Source organism: Agarivorans sp. B2Z047 (assembly GCF_023373605.1).
GTDB classification, from domain to species: Bacteria; Pseudomonadota; Gammaproteobacteria; order Enterobacterales; family Celerinatantimonadaceae; genus Agarivorans; species Agarivorans albus.
This window is the reverse complement of the sequence record NZ_CP088080.1, coordinates 3335581-3352843: the sequence shown is the minus strand read 5'-3', so window position 1 is coordinate 3352843 and position 17263 is coordinate 3335581. Positions and strand designations below refer to the sequence as shown.

Annotated in this window: 17 protein-coding genes; 13 read left to right on the top strand and 4 right to left on the bottom strand. The window is 44.8% G+C overall.

What is annotated here, in order from left to right:
- The first annotated feature begins 33 nt into the window (after positions 1–33).
- A complete protein-coding gene (locus LQZ07_RS15250) occupies positions 34–654 on the top strand; it encodes a class GN sortase (protein ID WP_152781027.1) in 621 nt (206 codons plus the stop codon).
- Positions 655–668: 14 nt separating this feature from the next.
- Here LQZ07_RS15250 and LQZ07_RS15245 read toward each other — a convergent pair whose 3' ends face one another.
- The 3 genes from LQZ07_RS15245 to LQZ07_RS15235 form a co-directional block, all read right to left on the bottom strand.
- On the bottom strand, positions 669–1673 hold the full coding sequence (locus tag LQZ07_RS15245; protein ID WP_152781025.1) for an AraC family transcriptional regulator: 1005 nt from the start codon (positions 1671–1673) through the stop codon (positions 669–671).
- A gap of 53 nt (positions 1674–1726) precedes the next feature.
- The gene (locus LQZ07_RS15240; RefSeq protein WP_152781023.1) at positions 1727–2518 is read right to left on the bottom strand and encodes an SDR family oxidoreductase; all 792 of its coding nucleotides are present in this window, start codon (positions 2516–2518) and stop codon (positions 1727–1729) included.
- Between the two features lie 176 nt (positions 2519–2694).
- Positions 2695–3771 (bottom strand): DUF3179 domain-containing (seleno)protein, encoded by a 1077-nt coding sequence (locus LQZ07_RS15235; protein ID WP_152781021.1) that lies wholly within the window; start codon positions 3769–3771, stop codon positions 2695–2697.
- A 412-nt stretch (positions 3772–4183) separates the two neighbouring features.
- Here LQZ07_RS15235 and LQZ07_RS15230 point away from each other — a divergent pair, with 412 nt between their 5' ends.
- From LQZ07_RS15230 to LQZ07_RS15175, 12 genes are all read left to right on the top strand, one after another.
- The gene (locus tag LQZ07_RS15230; protein WP_152781019.1) at positions 4184–5047 is read left to right on the top strand and encodes an AraC family transcriptional regulator; all 864 of its coding nucleotides are present in this window, start codon (positions 4184–4186) and stop codon (positions 5045–5047) included.
- 153 nt (positions 5048–5200) lie between these two features.
- Entirely contained in the window at positions 5201–7342 is a 2142-nt protein-coding gene (locus LQZ07_RS15225; protein WP_152781017.1) for a TonB-dependent siderophore receptor, read from the top strand.
- Between the two features lie 45 nt (positions 7343–7387).
- A complete protein-coding gene (locus LQZ07_RS15220) occupies positions 7388–8104 on the top strand; it encodes a siderophore ferric iron reductase (RefSeq protein ID WP_152781015.1) in 717 nt (238 codons plus the stop codon).
- The gene (locus tag LQZ07_RS15215; RefSeq protein WP_227981205.1) at positions 8089–8892 is read left to right on the top strand and encodes an ABC transporter ATP-binding protein; all 804 of its coding nucleotides are present in this window, start codon (positions 8089–8091) and stop codon (positions 8890–8892) included. Before LQZ07_RS15220 ends, LQZ07_RS15215 begins: the two co-directional genes overlap by 16 nt.
- Entirely contained in the window at positions 8883–9794 is a 912-nt protein-coding gene (locus LQZ07_RS15210; protein WP_152781013.1) for an iron-siderophore ABC transporter substrate-binding protein, read from the top strand. Before LQZ07_RS15215 ends, LQZ07_RS15210 begins: the two co-directional genes overlap by 10 nt.
- Positions 9791–11761, top strand: a complete 1971-nt coding sequence (gene fhuB, locus LQZ07_RS15205) for a Fe(3+)-hydroxamate ABC transporter permease FhuB (protein WP_152781011.1) — start codon at positions 9791–9793, stop codon at positions 11759–11761. The genes LQZ07_RS15210 and fhuB overlap by 4 nt, the downstream gene beginning before the upstream one ends.
- Positions 11762–11860: 99 nt before the next feature.
- Positions 11861–12640, top strand: a complete 780-nt coding sequence (locus LQZ07_RS15200) for a DUF3450 domain-containing protein (RefSeq protein ID WP_152781009.1) — start codon at positions 11861–11863, stop codon at positions 12638–12640.
- On the top strand, positions 12637–13971 hold the full coding sequence (locus LQZ07_RS15195) for a MotA/TolQ/ExbB proton channel family protein (RefSeq protein ID WP_152781007.1): 1335 nt from the start codon (positions 12637–12639) through the stop codon (positions 13969–13971). Before LQZ07_RS15200 ends, LQZ07_RS15195 begins: the two co-directional genes overlap by 4 nt.
- On the top strand, positions 13961–14500 hold the full coding sequence (locus LQZ07_RS15190; RefSeq protein WP_152781006.1) for a MotA/TolQ/ExbB proton channel family protein: 540 nt from the start codon (positions 13961–13963) through the stop codon (positions 14498–14500). Before LQZ07_RS15195 ends, LQZ07_RS15190 begins: the two co-directional genes overlap by 11 nt.
- Entirely contained in the window at positions 14497–14901 is a 405-nt protein-coding gene (locus LQZ07_RS15185) for a biopolymer transporter ExbD (protein ID WP_152781004.1), read from the top strand. The genes LQZ07_RS15190 and LQZ07_RS15185 overlap by 4 nt, the downstream gene beginning before the upstream one ends.
- Entirely contained in the window at positions 14901–15545 is a 645-nt protein-coding gene (locus tag LQZ07_RS15180; protein ID WP_152781002.1) for an energy transducer TonB, read from the top strand. Before LQZ07_RS15185 ends, LQZ07_RS15180 begins: the two co-directional genes overlap by 1 nt.
- Positions 15538–16731, top strand: coding sequence for a hypothetical protein (locus LQZ07_RS15175; protein ID WP_152781000.1), 1194 nt, complete (start codon positions 15538–15540; stop codon positions 16729–16731). Before LQZ07_RS15180 ends, LQZ07_RS15175 begins: the two co-directional genes overlap by 8 nt.
- Here LQZ07_RS15175 and LQZ07_RS15170 read toward each other — a convergent pair.
- The gene (locus tag LQZ07_RS15170) at positions 16728–17174 is read right to left on the bottom strand and encodes a copper resistance protein CopD (RefSeq protein WP_152780998.1); all 447 of its coding nucleotides are present in this window, start codon (positions 17172–17174) and stop codon (positions 16728–16730) included. The two genes, LQZ07_RS15175 and LQZ07_RS15170, sit on opposite strands and share 4 nt — an antisense overlap.
- Between the last annotated feature and the right edge of the window lie 89 nt (positions 17175–17263).

Genomic DNA, 17263 nt, shown 5'->3' with positions numbered 1-17263 from the left:
ACTTTTCACAATTTACTGCTTTTGGGGAACATTATGAGCATTAGTTTTTTAGCTAAACATCCAGTGCCATGTAGTCTATTTTTGCTAGGCATTTTGGTACTAGGTCACGGCGCTTATATTCAAGCGAAGGCATATTTGGCGCAGTTTTTAATTGCTCAAGCTTGGCAGCAAACCTTAGATGACCAACAAATACATAAACCTTGGCACTGGGCCGATACCTATCCAGTTGCAAAACTTAGCTTTGTAACCAAACAAGAAAGTATTGGTTTTAAGCATCAGGTTGAATCGGTTTATGTATTAGCTGGCGCATCGGGCAGAACCTTGGCTTTTGGTCCTGGCTTAGTGTTAAGCGGAGCTCCTATTGGCGAAGTAGGTAATACTGTTATTGCTGGGCACCGTGATACCCATTTTGCTAATTTAGCCGCAGTAAACAAAGGTGATTTATTACAAGTAGAAGCCAAGAACGGTGAAATACTGCTTTACCAAGTGGTGAATACACAAATTGCTCATCAAAGTGATACCCAGTTTATGGCGCCCAGTGATGATAATCGCTTAACTCTAATCACCTGTTATCCCTTCAACCAACTGAGTGGCGGAGCAGAGCAGCGCTATATTGTAGAAGCGCTGCATGTGAATAAACCTGCGGCTATATAAGCCAACAATGACTGCTAATGCCGCGGACTGTGTTTTTCGCGGTATTGCTCGGGGGTTCTGCCTGTCCATGCGGCAAAGGCGCGATAAAAAGACGTTGCTTCATGAAACCCGAGTAAGAAAGATACTTCGGAACTTGAAATAACCGTTCGACTTAAGTAAAACTCGGCTAACTCTTGCCTTGTTTGATTTAACACCCCTTGGTAATTAACCTGCTCGGCACTGAGTTTTCGTTGTAGGGTACGTTTACTCATTGCTAACTCGCTGGCAACGTTTTCTATTGAAACCTGACCACTGGGAATGAGCTCCAGCAGGGCACTTTTAACCCTTTGTTCGGTAGCTACATTGCTTTCTATCTGAGATAAGCGTTTTTTTAGTTCAGGCTCAAAGATGTTCCACATACCATTGTTTTCGGCGAGAAATGCTTGCTCTGTATCACTGGTGCGAAAAGCTAAACTGAGCGTTTCTCCAGAGCTCACAGCAACACCAAAATATGCTTGGTATTGTTGGCCGGCGGTAATGCCTTTAGGGCAAGTAACGCTTAGAGGCTGAATATGTCTTCTTGTTGCGGTACGGAGTAGTTGAGTAAAAAACACCGCTTCCATTAATACTAAACTTCGACACAGACTTTGTTGTTTATCTAAGGGCTGTAAGCTTAAGCGAATAAGCTCTTGGTCGGTTTCTATTTCAAGCTTTAACGGTGCGATTAGCGGTTTAAACCGCTGCAGGCGCATTAAGGCTACTTTAAAGTTGGGGCTGCATAAGCTGGCAAAGATAGGCGGGTCAAAAGCTTCAACACAAAAACTATCAGCAAAACATAGCGCTATGTCCCTGTCGCCAACTAGTTGGTCCAAACTATTCCAAAACCGAAAGTATTCGCTACTGGTAAGCATTGCGCCTTCTCGAGTGAATAAATCTGCAGGCAGTTTAGCAATTCGAAGTAGTTCACTGGGTGAAATGCCAAAGTCGGCGAGCATTACTTGCCAACCTTGGTGAAGCGGAAATTTTGAAGCAGGTTTCATTGTTTCTCCATAATGGAAGGCTTAGCTAAATTTACTAAGCCTAAGCATTTATCTTATGCGGTCTTTTCCATTGCTTGGCGAGATAGCTTTAATACTAATTTACGTGGCAATAATGGAATAATCCAGTTGAGCATAAAATGTAAGCTAGCCTCGTTAATTACTAATAGTTGACCCTTTTCCATGGCTTGATAGCCACATTTTGCTACTGATTCAGCACTCGCTGCATTTTTCCAAGCATCTACACCTTGTAGGTTGCCGGCTTCGACAAAACCAGTGTTTACTGTTCCTGGACACAGCACGGTAACGGTAACGTTTGTATCTGAAACTTCTTCTGCAAGTGCTTGAGAAAAAGAGGTGACATATGCTTTGCTGGCGTAATACACCGCTTGTAAAGGCCCCGGTAGCATTGATGCTGTTGAAGAAACGTTAAGAACTTTGCCTCTGTTTCTGGCTACCATACCTTGCAAGTAAAAATGGCTAAGCTCGGTTAAGGTCACCATGTTTAATTGCATCATTGCTTGTTCGGCGGCGAGGTCGCGCTCGTGAAACTTACCATGACCACCAAAACCTGCGTTATTGATTAGCACATCGACCTGAATACCTAAACTTTCGGTGTGCTCGAACAATGTTTTTGCTGCATCGGGCTTGGCTAGATCTTGGGCTATAACTGTCACTGATACTTTATATTGATTCTCCAGCTCTAGTTTTAGTGTTTCTAGGCTTTGTTTACTTCTCGCTACAAGAACTAAATCGCCGCCTTTTGCTGCATGTAAGTAAGCAAATTGTTTGCCTATGCCACCTGAAGCACCAGTGATTAAAGCGACGTTATTTGTTTGCAAAGTCATGTTGTGTTCCTAGCTGCTGTAGTTATTTTATGTAGCCAGTTTATTAGCCGAAAAGGACAAAATCTTTTCCGATAACGACACTTTACTAGCCATTCGTGCCAAAACACAAAAAGCAAAATGTTTAATGGGAAAAAGGCCGCTAGTGCGGCCATTAGTTGTTAATCTGCGATAAGCTTTTAGCTAAGTACTAGGGTGTTGGGGAAGAACTGCGTCCAAATACCGTAGTGAACACCGTTATGAGTTGCAACTTGTTTACCTTCACTATTAAGCAGCTTTACAATTTCGCCATCGGTTTCTATTTGTAAGGTTTCTCCGCCAAACTCAAAGGTAAAGCCATTGTTATTTCTAGCAAAGCCTGGGTCGATAGCAATTTGCTCGCTGCCATTGTCGTAGCCAAATACTTCTAGTTTTGGATTTAAGCGAGTATCGTCCAAATTCAAGGTATCAAAGATGAAATCTGGGTTTTCAATGTTACGTTGGTTCTTAAGTGGTTGTTCGAATAAACCCAACAATACTTCGTCAATTAAGCGTTCCATTCCATAAATGTAGACCTGAGCATCTGGGTACAAGGCTTTGGCTGTCTCCCACTCCATTTGGGTATTAGGAAGCACAGATGTTTGGTGCTCGGTAAACTCAGACTGCATGGTGATTTGCTGAATGGCAGTACCATTGTTGATGTCTTTAAACACAAGGTTGTTATGTACTTGGCCTAATACCTGTAGGTTTGACTCACCCAAGCCATAATCAGTTTCCACCACCATTGGCAGGTTTGATAATCCGCAGTAGGTAACGGCATATTCGGTGCCATCTTGCTCAAAGCCAGCCACGTGCGGTACTTGTAAGTGATAGCGTGGGAAGATATAGCTTTGCTCACCCAGCTCAACAACGTATACCCGAGAGTCTTCTTCAGGAATCAGTTTGTCAGCTTGCTCTACCGAGTAGTATTGCGCGGAAAACTGCTCTGTTGGAAAAGCCGTTGGCATGGCATAAGATTGCGCCCAAAAGGTAACGGCGACTCCTGCAGTAGACAGCGCCATCCACATCGGCTTCCAATATTTTCCCTTGCTGTTTGCCCACCATAAAATGCCTAGTGCGATGGCTTGCGCTGCCCAAAAGTAAGGCATATAGCGGAAATAGTGTAAAACCCAGTCTCTGGGTACACCAATGGTTTGGCCTGGCTCGGTCATTAATACCGCACAAAAAATAGCAATTAGTGCCAATGTTAAGGCATACAAATTAAAGAGTATTTTCATTATTCCTCCCCTGTGAGCAAATTGCTGTTAGCGCTTATGCCTGCTTCAACAATAACGCTGCACTTTTGCTCTCGCTCACTTCACTTAATGAGTGGCAGTTAACTGCCGTTTCAATTCAAAACTTGGTTAAAGTTTTACATAGCGATGAGTTGGGAGTAATGCCCGTTAGTGGGAAGCATTGTTGCAAATAATGAACGAATAGAAGCTTAAGCTAATCATTCATAGAGGCTGTGGCTAAGTGTTGGTTTTTGGTCATTATTGAATGATGCCTCGGCCACAGAAGGGTAGATAAAAATCTTGTGCCATTATAATTAAATAAGTTAAAAGTAGGCAGTTGTTGAAATGCTTAGGCAAATCGTATTACCTTTAGGCAACCAATAGTCAGTTATTCGGTAATGTATAAGGAACTATATTGTCGCGCCTGTCCCCGCAGCTTAATCGCATAAACAGCTTGCTTGCTTTTATTCATCAGAATATTGAGCAAAGCATGAGTGTGCATGATTTAGCCGCGCAAAGCTGTTGGTCGCGCTGGCAGCTGCAACGTATTTTTCAGGAACTCACCAATAAAAACTTGGCTAAGTATGTTCGTGAACAAAAGTTGAGCCGAGCGGCAGAGCAGTTACTTGATGGCAAAATGCGAGTAACCGACATCGCACTGCAATATGGCTTTAATTCTGAAGTAAGCTTTAGCCGTGCCTTTAAACAGCATTTTGGGCTCGCTCCCGGCGCGTATAAACGCCGCGGTGACCGCCAAGGTATTAGTGCCCCAATGGTGCTAATGGACAATCCGCGTAGCCAAACTCAACGAATGATAGAGGTTCGCATAGAGAGTCGCCCTGCATTTAAGGTCTACGGTGTGGCGGGGCAAATAGATAATTTGTATACCCCCCAAGCAGATTTTAAGCTAAAAGTTCCTTCTTTATGGCGCAGTTTCCATCAGCTGTATCCGATGCAAAGTGAAGGATTAACCGGTGTAGTAGACACCCTAAATATTCACGCTAGCGGTAAACTTAATTACTTGGCGGGTAGCCAGCAATTAAGCGAAGCCTCTGAACAGCTACAGTGCTGGAATGTGCCACAGCAGTTGTATGCCATTGTTAGCCACACCGGACTTATTCAAGATTTGGTGGCCACTATCGATTGGTTTATTCATCAATGGTTGCCAGAATCTGAATACCAAGGGGTAGATGGCTACGAGCTAGAATGTTATCCCGAGAACTACCAACCGCAGTCACCAAGCGCGACAATGGAATACTTCCTACCTATTCAAAAATGATGATTTAAGTCAATCTCGCTGTAAGTAATGCAAAAAATCTTGTTATTTGCACCAAATTGTTAAGTTTTTAAAATGTGATCTGTATAGAATTATAAATGAGAATCATTATCAGTAGCATTTAGCTTTGCGTTAACAAGAGATAACAAACGGATCATGTTTAATACTAAAATCACTCCCATTGCGATGCTGGTGGCCTCTGTAATGAGTGCACCAGCTTTGGCTGAAGAAGCCGCCATTAGCGAAAAACAAGCAGACGAAAAGCTAACGGTACTAGGAAAGACTTACCGTAATACGGCAACTAAAACAGCACTGTTGCCGGAAGAAACACCGCAGTCAATTTCAACCATTGATCGCGAAACCTTAGATTTACGCGGAGTAAACTCGGTTTCAGAGGCACTTCGCTACACCCCTGGTGTGCACACTCAATTGCGCGGTGGGGCAGTTAATCGCCTAGATCTATTCAATATTCGTGGTTTTACTAACTATCAAAACTACTACGATGGTTTACAGCTGCAATACAATGCTTGGAATCTACAACCACAAATTGACGCCTTTGCGGTAGAACAGGTAGAAGTATTTAAAGGACCTACTTCGGTGCTTTACGGCGCAATGCCGCCAGGTGGTATGGTTAACCTTATTGCTAAGCGCCCAACTATGGAGCGTGCTACCGATGTAAGCGTAGCATCAGGTAGTCATAACCTACTAGAAGCGACAGTTGATTCGCGCGGTCAAATAGGTGACAGCAATGTTGCTTACCGTTTCTTGGGTAAAGCGACTAAACAAGATGGAATGGCCGATACTTCTCAGCAAGAGCGTTACCTTATCGCTCCGTCGATTGATTGGCATGTGAGCGATAAAACGCTGGTTAACCTAAATGCTTATTATCAGAACGATCCTCATGCGGGTATTTACACCACCATGCCAGCTTATGGCACGGTGTTAGACAATCCAAATGGTAAGCTGTCGAAAAACTTATTCACTGGTGACGAAAACTGGAACAAGTTTGAACGCGAGTTTGGCTTATATGGTTTTAAAATTAACCATGAGTTCAACAGTAATTGGACCTTGTTGCACGCTATCCGTTACTTAGACGCAAAAGCACTGCAGCACAATACTTACAATGTAGGTCTAGAGCCAACTGACGGGCGCACTGTTTACCGCCGTGCATACCTAACGGATGAAAGCTCTAAAGGTTGGACTACCGATACGCAATTAAACGGTAACTTCACCACGGGTATGGTTGAGCATAGCTTATTGATTGGCTTTGATTGGCAGCAGCTAAAGTCTGAGGTGACATACTACGATGGAGCAACAACATCCATTGATATTTATGCACCAGACAATAACCAACTAAACCCTAATGAGGTTTACGATTACATCAAAGGTAATCCAGATGGTTATAACCAAGTTAACAGTTACAAAACCACTCAAACTGGTGTGTATATTCAAGACCAAATGCGTATCGACCGCCTAATTGTTATGGCTGGTGCTCGCTTTGACCAATACAAAAGTGACAGTGTTTACCACCTAGCTGGTGACTACACCGACAGCGTGGATCAAAACAATACCTCTTACCGTTTAGGTGGTTTGTACGAGTTTGATAATGGTATTTCGCCATACATTAACTACGCCGACAGCTTTGAGCCAACGCCGGGAACAGACAAAGACGGTAATGCCTTTGAGCCTTCAACTGGCAGCCAATGGGAAGGCGGTATTAAGTACAACTCAGCAGATATGAGCCAAATGCTTAACTTAGCAGCATTCCATATCACTAAAGAAGGTGCCTTAACTCAAGACCCAGATGGTGCTCCGCATCACCAAATTCAGGTTGGTGAATCGGTATCGAAAGGTTTTGAAGCGGAAGGTCGCTGGTGGGCAACGCCTAATCTGGATCTTACCGCAAGTTATACCTATCAAAATGTTGAGATCACTAAAGATAACTCAGGCTTAGAAGGTAAAACGCCGGTATGGGTTCCTGATCAACTAGCCAACTTATGGGCAAATTATCACTTCTTTGGTGGCAGCTTAGACGGCTTAACCCTAGGTGGTGGTGTGCGCTACATTGGTGAAACTCAAATTGATGCAGCCAATAGCAGCACGGTAGACGGCTACACAGTGGCAGACGTTTCAGTTAACTATGGCCTTGGCCGCTTAGGCAGCGGGTTAGAAAGCTCTGCGGTATCGTTAGCAGTAACCAACTTGTTTGATAAAGAGTCTTACAGTTGTTATGACACACTAAACTGCTGGTCAAACGATGAACGTCGAGTTGTCGCTCGACTAAAAATGGGCTTCTAAATAAGGGTTACGGAGCTAGCAAATTATTGCTAGCTCCGAGTAGTAATGACGGTAAATAGCGATAAACACTATAACCAAATGCTGCAACAATTTGCTGTTGCAGCTTTTGAGTTTCTGAGTCCTGTAGATTCGGCCGAACAATGGGTGCGTGAAGGCTCTGTAGATAGCATGGGTGAACTGTATCAGTTTTGGCAGTTACAGCATCCAGAAGCGGGCAAAATCTACTGGCAAAGTCGCAGTTGGAGCATGTTGGCTTGGCAACCTATTAGCCTTGCCTTGATTGCTTGTTACCAAGTGCAAGCCAGCCCCGATTTATCTCGTTTGAGTCAGAGTTATCATTTAGGCAATGTATTTGGTTATCGTTTTGAAGCTAACGAGTTAGCGCTTTGGCAGCAATTTGAGTCTGCTGCTTTACTACGTAAATCAATTGCACAATCTCTACGCGTTTTGCTGGATCAGCTGCTAAAAGATTTTAGCCAAGTAGCTCGGATCAGCCCTAGTACCGCTTATCGAAATATCGCCGATGGGGTATTGGATATGATGTTGCGTGGAGCAAAAGCTAGCCAGCAAGTGATTAAGCCCGAACTTGTCGAGCATGAATTTCAACATTGGTTGCAAGATTTAGCACTGCCTCTTGAACCCCGAGCAACATTATTTGAAGACCCACAAGGTAGCCTGCAAGTTGCGAGGGTGAGTTGTTGTATGGACTATAAAAAACAGCAGGGGAGTTATTGTGTTGGCTGCCCATGCGAGCCGAAATAAAAGGCAGAACAGTAAAGATGTATCAATTAAGCAAAATAAACGTTGAGCGTGATAATAGAAGCATATTGTCTATTGATGAACTAAGCATAGATCCCACCGCCTTTACCGTAGTGCTTGGACATAATGGCTCTGGTAAATCTACCTTGGTCAATCTGTTAACCCAGCAGTTTTCGCCAGATAGCGGTGAGATAAGCCTTAACAACAAAACCTTAGCTAGCTATAAAGCGCGCGAGTTAGCGCAATTGGTGGCTTATCTTCCTCAGCAACTACCGCAAGTTGCAGGTATGACAGTACATGAGCTTTGCAAGCTGGGGCGTTTTCCATGGCGTGGAAGTTTTGGCCGCTGGCAGCCTCAAGACTATCAGGCAATTGAGCAGGCCATTGAACAAACCGATTTAGTTGAATATCGGGACAGCTTTGTCGATGAGCTAAGTGGCGGCGAGCGCCAGCGCGCATTTATTGCGATGTTATTGGCGCAGCAGTCGCCATTGTTGGTACTTGATGAGCCGACTTCAGCCTTAGACATTAGCCATCAATACCAGCTTATGGAGCTGCTTCAATCGCTCAATAAACAAACTCAAAAGGGCATGGTGGTAATTATTCACGAACTTAATTTGGCCTTGCGCTACGCCACCAATGTTATTGCCTTAAAACACGGCAAGGTGGTGTTTTCTGGCCCTAAAAGCTTGTTGGAGAATGAAGCGACGCTATCCGATTTATTTGCCAGCAATATTAAGTTGCTTGAGCACCCTCAAGATCACACCAAGGTGGCAACAGTATGTTTGTAGCACTCACTCGTATTAGTTTAATTTTTTGCTTATTTACGGCTGCAGCTAAGGCAGACATTATTGTTGAAGATAGCCTCGGAACCCATAAATTGAGTGCGCACCCGCAAAGAGTTGCCGCGCTTAACTGGGATGTTGCCGAGCAAGTGCTGGAGTTGGGGGTTACACCCATTGCCATGTCTGACATTGGTGGCTATCAAGAATGGGTAGTACAACCCAAGGTACCGCAAGGTGCGGTGGATATTGGTACACGCACCGAGCCAAATTTGTCGTTACTGGCTGAACTCAAGCCCGACGTTATTCTTATTGCTTCTCCACAAAAAGATCTTATGGCGCGTTTATCGGCCATTGCACCAGTGCTGTTCTATCAAAACTACAGCGCTAAACACAAAAACGCTGAAGCGGTGGTAGAGAACTACCTTCGAATCGCTCAGTTATTGAATAAAACAGAGTTTGCTCAGCAACGCTTGGCAGATACCCAACAAGAATTAGATTCACTCTCCCTGCAGCTGCTTAAGGCTTATGGTGGAGAGTTGCCAGAAGTTGCTGCTATTCGTTTTGCCAGCACCAGCTCTGTTTATCTTTATGATGAAAACTCTATTCCGGTGCATGCTCTCAATCGTTTAGGTATTCGCTCTGCCATGCCAGAGCGAGGCAGCCAATGGGGCGTGGCCAAAAAACGCATTACCGAACTTGCCCAAGTAGAGCAGGGCATGGTGTTGTATTTTGAACCTTTTGCCCATCATCAAGCCTTAGATAATTCTAGGTTGTGGCAAGCAATGCCTTTTGTGAAACATCAACGAGTAAGCAGTGTTGCAGCTACCTGGAGTTATGGCGGCGCTATGTCGGTGTTATATAACGCACGAGCCTTAACGAAAAGCTTACTGGAACTATCACCTCAATGATTAAAGCGTATTCCATCTCGCTTGGTGCGCTGCTGCTTGGTTTGGTATTAAGCTTAGTGTTTGGTAGCGATTTAGCTTTTCAGCGGCAATGGCAATTGATTGGCGGTGTTGAGCCGGAACAATTTATAGATTTTGCGTACCTTTACTCACTGTTGCCACGTATGACCATGGCCTTAATGGTTGGGGCAAGTTTAGGCTTAGTGGGCAGCTTAATGCAGCAGCTCACTCAAAACCCTCTGTTGTCTCCACTAACTATGGGAACCTCTTCAGGGGCTTGGCTAGCCTTGGTGATGCTTAACTTATGGGTGCCGCTTGATATTGCCGATTTAAGTGCGGCGGCCGCGATGATTGGTGCAATGTTTGCCATGTTTTTGGTCATCGCCATTGTCGGTATACGCAACCTTAGTGGCTTGCCAGTGGTGCTGGCCGGTATGGCGGTAAACATTGTTTTAGGGGCGGTGGCCACCGCAATCATTTTGCTGAATGAGCAATTTGCTAGCAACTTGTTTATTTGGGGGGCAGGCGATTTAGAGCAAAATGATTGGTTTTGGCCGCTTTGGTTGGCACCTCGTTTGTTGCCAGCAATTTTGATTTTTCTATTAGCCCCGCGGGTCCTGAGTTTACTTAAACTTGGCCAGCAAGGCGCAGCGGCACGTGGTTTAAATGTAGTGCCAATGTTTTTGCTGCTATCGGTAGTGGGTGTGTGGTTAGTGGCGGCCAGTATTACTGCTGTAGGGGTGATTAGTTTTGTTGGGTTAATTAGCCCTAATATCGCGCGGCGCGTAGGCGCAAGAACAACCACTAATGAACTATGGTTGAGCTGCATTATTGGTGCATTGCTATTAGTATTCACCGATTTATTAGCCAATGCCTTAAGTGAGCAAATTGGTGATGTTGTGCATAGTGGTATTGCAGCAGCACTGGTTGGTGCGCCAATACTTATAGTGCTATGCCAGCGGCAGTTACGCGCGCAAGATCAGCTTTCTTTAAGCTTACCTCAATCAAGATTGCGTTGGCGTAATCGTTATTATGGCTTGGCTGCTTTTATTATTGCTTTTATTGCTTTGCTTTCTTTACTGGGACAGCATAATGCAGGAAGTTGGAGCTTAGCGATCCCAGATGCATTCAACTGGTTATTACGCTGGCCTCGCTGGTTAACTGCAGTATCCGCTGGTGCAGCGCTCGCGGTGGCTGGGTGTGTATTACAACGTTTAATTTTTAACCCTCTAGCTAGTCCAGACATATTAGGGGTTTCTGCTGGGGCCACCATGAGTTTGGTAGGCTTAACCGTTATCACTGGTGCCAGTATTTTTAGCGCATCCCCCTGGGTGGCTATATTAGGCAGTACCATTGTATTAGCCCTATTGTTTTTGTTTAGCACTTATCGGCAGTTTTCTCCGGCCAAACTGGTTCTGTGTGGTATTGCGTTAGCGGCATTGATTGAAGGCTTAGTCCACTTCGCATTAGCCAGTGGTCAGCAAGAGATATACGAGATTTTGGCTTGGTTGGCAGGTTCTACCTATCGGGTTAGCCCAGAAGCCGCATTACGCTTAGCTGCAGTAAGCTTTGTGGTAATTTTAGGTTTGTATGTATTACACCCTTGGCTAAGTTTGATTTCGGCTGGTCGCTCGTTTGCACAAGCAAGAGGCCTCGCTGTACCCAAAGCTTATGTGCTGATGTTACTGGGAGTAGCCTTACTGTGTGCCATGGTAACTGCTACCATGGGGCCGGTAGCATTTGTGGGTTTGCTAGCGCCACATGTTGCGGTAATGCTAGGGGCGCGTTTAGCTAAACAACAGATTATTGTGTCTGCCTTGGTAGGGGCTTTATTGTTGTCTTTTGCAGATTTGATAAGCCAATGGATTTTTTATCCTAGCCAAGTGGCTGCTGGAACCTTGGTATCAATTATTGGTGGTATTTATTTTATCGCCTTATTGGTGCGTGGTCAGCGACAGGCCAGAGCTTAATCAATGAAAATGAGAATTAATTACGCTACACTCGGCGCGTATTACTATTGCTGCCAGCGCTTAATCAGTGCTGGTTCTATTAAACGATTGGAAGTATTCATGTTTAGTTATCTACTTCGAGTCAAATGGTTGTTGTTAACAGCCAGTTTGATGACAAGCATTTCCTTTGGCTCGCAAGCCGAGCAGTTAGATCAAGCACGCAAGATTGAAGGCGAGATTGTTGACCAAGCAAAACACAGTCAACAACGTATCGACCAATCGAGTGATCAGGCTTTGGCCTTAGCGTCAGAGATTCAAGCGCTTGAGCGAGAAGTGAGCCAACTAAAGGTATACAAAAATCACCTTAGTCGCTTAGTTGAAAGCCAGCAAAGTGAGCAGCATAGTTTACACGAACAACTCAATGAAATTGGTTCAACTCGCTTGGGAGTAGTGCCACTTATGTATCAGATGCTCGAGGGGTTAGCCCAGTTTCACGAGCAAGATTTGCCGATCCGCACTGAGGCTCGCCAGCAGCGCTTAGCAAAGTTAAATACGCTAATGAGTCAAGCGGATGTTAGCGACTCAGAAAAGTATCGTCGGATATTAGAAGCCTATCAAATTGAATTGGATTATGGCTTGAAATTAGGCAGCTACGAAGCGCAAATTGAGCTTGATGGCCCACGCCAAGTAGAGCTGTTAAATCTAGGCAGAGTGAGCTTGGTCGCGCGTAGTTTAGATCATCAACAGTATTGGGCGTGGCATCAAAATAGCCAGCAATGGCAAGTTATCGAAAGTAAGCAACATAGCAATGTAGGCTTAGCCTTTGATGTAGCGAATAAAGTCGCAGCACCGAGTTTATTAGTGCTGCCACTGGCGCTAAGTGCGGAGGCTAATCAATGAAACCATTTGTATTGATAACACTGCTCGCTTTAAGTAACAGCGCCGCTTTGGCAGAAGAAACTTTACTAAGCACCACGCAACAAGCTAAGCAGCAAGAGTTACAGCATAACCAAGTAAGAGAGCAAGGTTTTGAGCAAGAACTAGCGCAGCTTAAAGCGCGCCAGCAAGCTTTATTGGCCGAGCGTGATGCCTTACAAAAGGATACAGATAGTTTAAGTGATAGCTTCACTGACAATGAAAAAAAACTAGCTGAATTAGAAACCGAGCTACATTTAGCGTCGGGTAGTTTGGGCGAGTTGTTTGGTGTAGTGAGGCAAGCCGCTAAAGAGCTCAAACTAGAGTTACAAACCAGCGCATTTGTGGCAAATCAGCCAGAGGTGTTATCCACCTTAGATCAAATAGAGCAAGCGCGCGCGCTGCCCTCTATGACTGAACTAGAAGGTTTGTGGCAAGCATTTGATAGCACCATCCAAGCTAGTGGCCGTATCGAACACTTGCAATTGCCTTATTTTGATAATCAAGGGCAGTTACAGCAGCAGGGGTTTTGGCGTTTAGGCGGTTTTGGTTTGGTTAACGAGCAAGGTTATGCTCGCTGGGGTGGTGAGCAAGCTAAGTCTTTTATTGTGCAGCCTGAATTAGCGCCTACGGCCACAGAACTGCAGCAAGCACCGGGCAAGTTTGTGAGCTTGGATCCAAGCCATGGAGGTTTGTTGCAACAATTGGCCGAGCAACCGACTTTAGCTCAGCGTTTTGCCCATGGTGGGGTAGTGGGCAAAGTTATCGCACTATTGTTTGCATTAGGAATGCTGATTGCCTTATATCGAGGTGTTCGTTTACTCATCATTCGCAGTCAAATTAGGGCTCAGCTGAAGCAACCTGCTAATCCAAAAGACAATCCTTTAGGCCGAATATTACAGGCTTACAAAGCCGACCAAGACCAAGCTGTAGAAGCAATAGAGTTGCGTTTACTTGAACAAATTGTAGATGAGCAGCAGCAACTAGAGCGTGGGTTAAGCATGATTAAATTACTTGCAGCGCTAGCACCAATGTTGGGGTTATTGGGTACAGTAACTGGAATGATTGAAACGTTCCAGGTGATTACTCAGTTTGGCAATGCCGATCCAAAAGTAATGGCAAGTGGCATCTCGACGGCCTTGGTGACAACTGTTCTTGGGCTTATTTCTGCCATGCCTTTGTTGTTCTCGCACAATGTATTGCATGCACAAGCCGAGGCTATTCGTAACATACTCGAGAAGCAAAGCTTGGGATTGGTTGCTCAGCGGGCAGAGGCAAACCATAGCTTAAAGGCCGTAAGTAACAATGCTGCTTGAGTTAATCAACCAGCTACCTGACTGGGCCAATATTAACGAGTTTATGCTGCGGGGCGGGCCGGTACTTTGGGCCTTAGTTGCCGTGGTAGCTGGTTTTTGGTTACTTAGTTTAGAGCGTTTGCTGTTTATAGTGTGGGATTTTCCGCGCTTGCAAAACGTCTGGAAGTCTCGCTGGGATGCCCGTGAAGAGCAGCATTCTTGGCTGGCCTTGTGGCAGCGTAACGCTTGGTTGAGCGAAGCAGAAAACGCTTTGAAAAGAAATTTTAATCTCTTGAAACTGCTGGTGGCACTTTGCCCAATGTTAGGTTTACTGGGCACGGTAACCGGGATGATCGTGGTATTTGATACCATGGCTAGCCAAGGTAATGCCGATCCGCGATTAATGGCAGCAGGCATTGCTAGAGCAACACTACCTACCATGGCTGGCATGGTCGCAGCCCTTACCAGCATGTTTATCTATTCACGTTTATCGCGGTTAAGCCAGCGTAAACAGCTACATTTAGAAAAGCTTTTAAGGAGTCGTCGATGAGATTAGGTCATCGCAGGCAACAGCACGAAGAAGCACAAGTCGACCTTACGTCGATGTTGGATATTGTATTCATAATGTTGATTTTCTTCATTGTGACTAGCTCATTTGTTAGAGAGTCGGGCATGGAAGTGCAAAGGCCGCAGGCGAGTAATGCGGTTGCTCAAGCTAGCCCTGGAATTTTTGTCGCAGTGGATGCGCAAAACCGGATCTTTATCGATCAACGCATGATTGACGTAGAGCGAGTTCAAGCTAATTTGGAGCATTTACTGTTAGAACAACCTAGCGCCAAGCTGGTTATTCAGGCCGATAAACATGCCTATAATGGCACAGTAGTAAAAGTGATGGATGGCGCTAAAGCTGCCGGTATTCAAGACATCGCTTTGGCCACCGAGGCGCCATAATGCTGCGTTTGTTGTTAATCAGCCCCTTAGCGGTGTTGTTAGCTATTAGTCTGTTTGTAGCGATGAACTCTATGGTGCATTTTCAACGCAGTTTGCCGGAAAATAATTCAGCGAAGCCGAATTTGTTTATTCAGCTGCAACAGCCTGAAAGCATTGCCCAGCGTAGACAGCGCCGCTTACCTGAGCCGCCAGAACCGATGCCGGAAGCGCCAAGTTCAAGCGCTACCAGTGCACCTGAGCAAGCGTCTAGTAACGACCAACAACTTAATACTTTAGCGATGCCAAGCATTAACTTTGAAAGTAATGTTAGTGCACTAAGCTTATCAGCACCCAATTTACCTATGGTTGCCAACGTTCAACAGCAAGACATTTTGCCATTGCATCGGATAGAGCCTAAATATCCAGAGCGGGCTAAACGACGTAATATTGAAGGCTATGTGAAGTTCAGTATCACTATCAATGAGGCTGGGCGTGTAACAGATATTAAGGTCTTAGATGCCAAACCCAAAGGCGTGTTTGAACGCGAAGCATACAAAGCGTTGTCGCGATGGAAGTACCAACCACAAATGGTAAATGGTAAAGCTACAAAAATTACAGATCATACTGTTATTATTGATTTTGAGGTCCCAGCTGCAGATGATTAGGATCTTATTGGCTACTTTAATGTTTTGCGGGCTAAGTTCTGGGCCGCTATTTGCTCAAGAATTAAGTCGGAATACGGCAGAACGGGTGCAACGAGTATTTCAATTGCAACAAGATGGCGAACTCGCTAAAGCCATTTCTCAGTTAGAACAACTCAAGCCCAGCGCTAAATATGACCAAGCTTACATAGCTAGAATGTTGGGGATTTATTATTGGCAAGACGAGCAGGTAGCGTTATCTAAAGCAAAACTGGTAGAGGCTGTGAACTTGCAAGCGTTTCCCCCACAACAGGCTTGGGAAACGCGAAACATGCTGGCCGAAATACTACTTAGCGAGCAACATATTGATGAGGCATTAAGCCATTTTGAGATATTGCTGACTCAAGTTCAGCAACCGGAGTTAGAGCTTGATATTAGTCCCTCACAAACGCTTAATTTACGCGCTAATTTAGCTTACGCTAATTATCAACAACAAAACTGGCAAGCGGTGTTAGATCATTTAGCCGCGTTAGAACAGCTGCAAGTGTTAGATAAAAACAATCTAAGTATGCGTTTTATCGCTCAAGTGCAGTTAAAGCAGTTAAAAGCGGCGATCATCACCAATCAAGCTTTACTGGTGTTAGAGCCAGAAACGCTGCGTTGGTGGCAACAACTAAGTGCTTTGTACAGCCAAACCCAGCAACATCAAAAAGCCTTAGCCACCTTGGTTTCTGCAGAGCGTTCGGGATTAGCCTTAGGGGAGAGCTTGTTACGCCATAAAGCTCAGCTATATGCGTATCTGAGAGTGCCAGAAAAAGCAGCTTTGAGTTACGCGCAACTGGCTGATGCGGATTCTGATGCGGCACTATTACTTCGCCAAGCGCAACTTTGGCAGCAAGCAAGAGAATGGCAAAAGTCAGCGAACTATTGGCAACTGCTTGCTGAGCATAAGCCAGAGTACAATCTGCAGTATGCTCAGGTGTTGTTATTGAGCAATCAATATACTCAAGCTATTGAGGCTTTAAAACTAGCTGATCCGCAAGAACAACAAGCTAAATCGCAGCTATTATTGGCTGAGATTTACTTAGAGACTAAAGATTACTCACAGGCTTACGCTGCTGCTCAACGTGCGCATAACCTTGAACAAAGCTCGCAAAGCGAGCGCTGGTTAAACTATTTAGAAGCCTTAGTTGCCGATACAAAAGCTTAAGCAAACCAAGCTAATCGGAAAGAAAGGCCAAGGGCAACAAAGCCAACACTGAGAAAAGTAACAGCGATGATATGCAAGGCCATATCCCACAAGTTATTGCTGGATAGTTTAGGTAAAACGCGCAATTTGGCATCTAAGGCTAAACCAAAGGTTAAAGCCAATAATAGTAGTTTACCGGCAATGCCGTGGCTTATTGGGTTATTCATGCTAAACCAAAGGCTCACATCGGGGAGCCAATGGTAAGCTAGCAAAAGCCCGGTAATCACTTGAATAATTAACGCTGGCATTCCTACCTTTTCAAAAGCTTGCTCAAAATCTAGCAGCATTTCTGGTGATTTAGCTCTTAATACTTTGGGTAATATCACCAAGCAAAGCACGATATGTCCGCCGGTCCAAATAGTTGCTGCGATGAGGTGGGCGAGCAGCAAAAGGCTGTATGTCATTAGGTTTCCTTACCTTGGGTTGTTGTTAGCACTATAAGCGAATGGCTAGCTTGTAACCTTGATAATTATCATTCAAATGCGAATGTTAA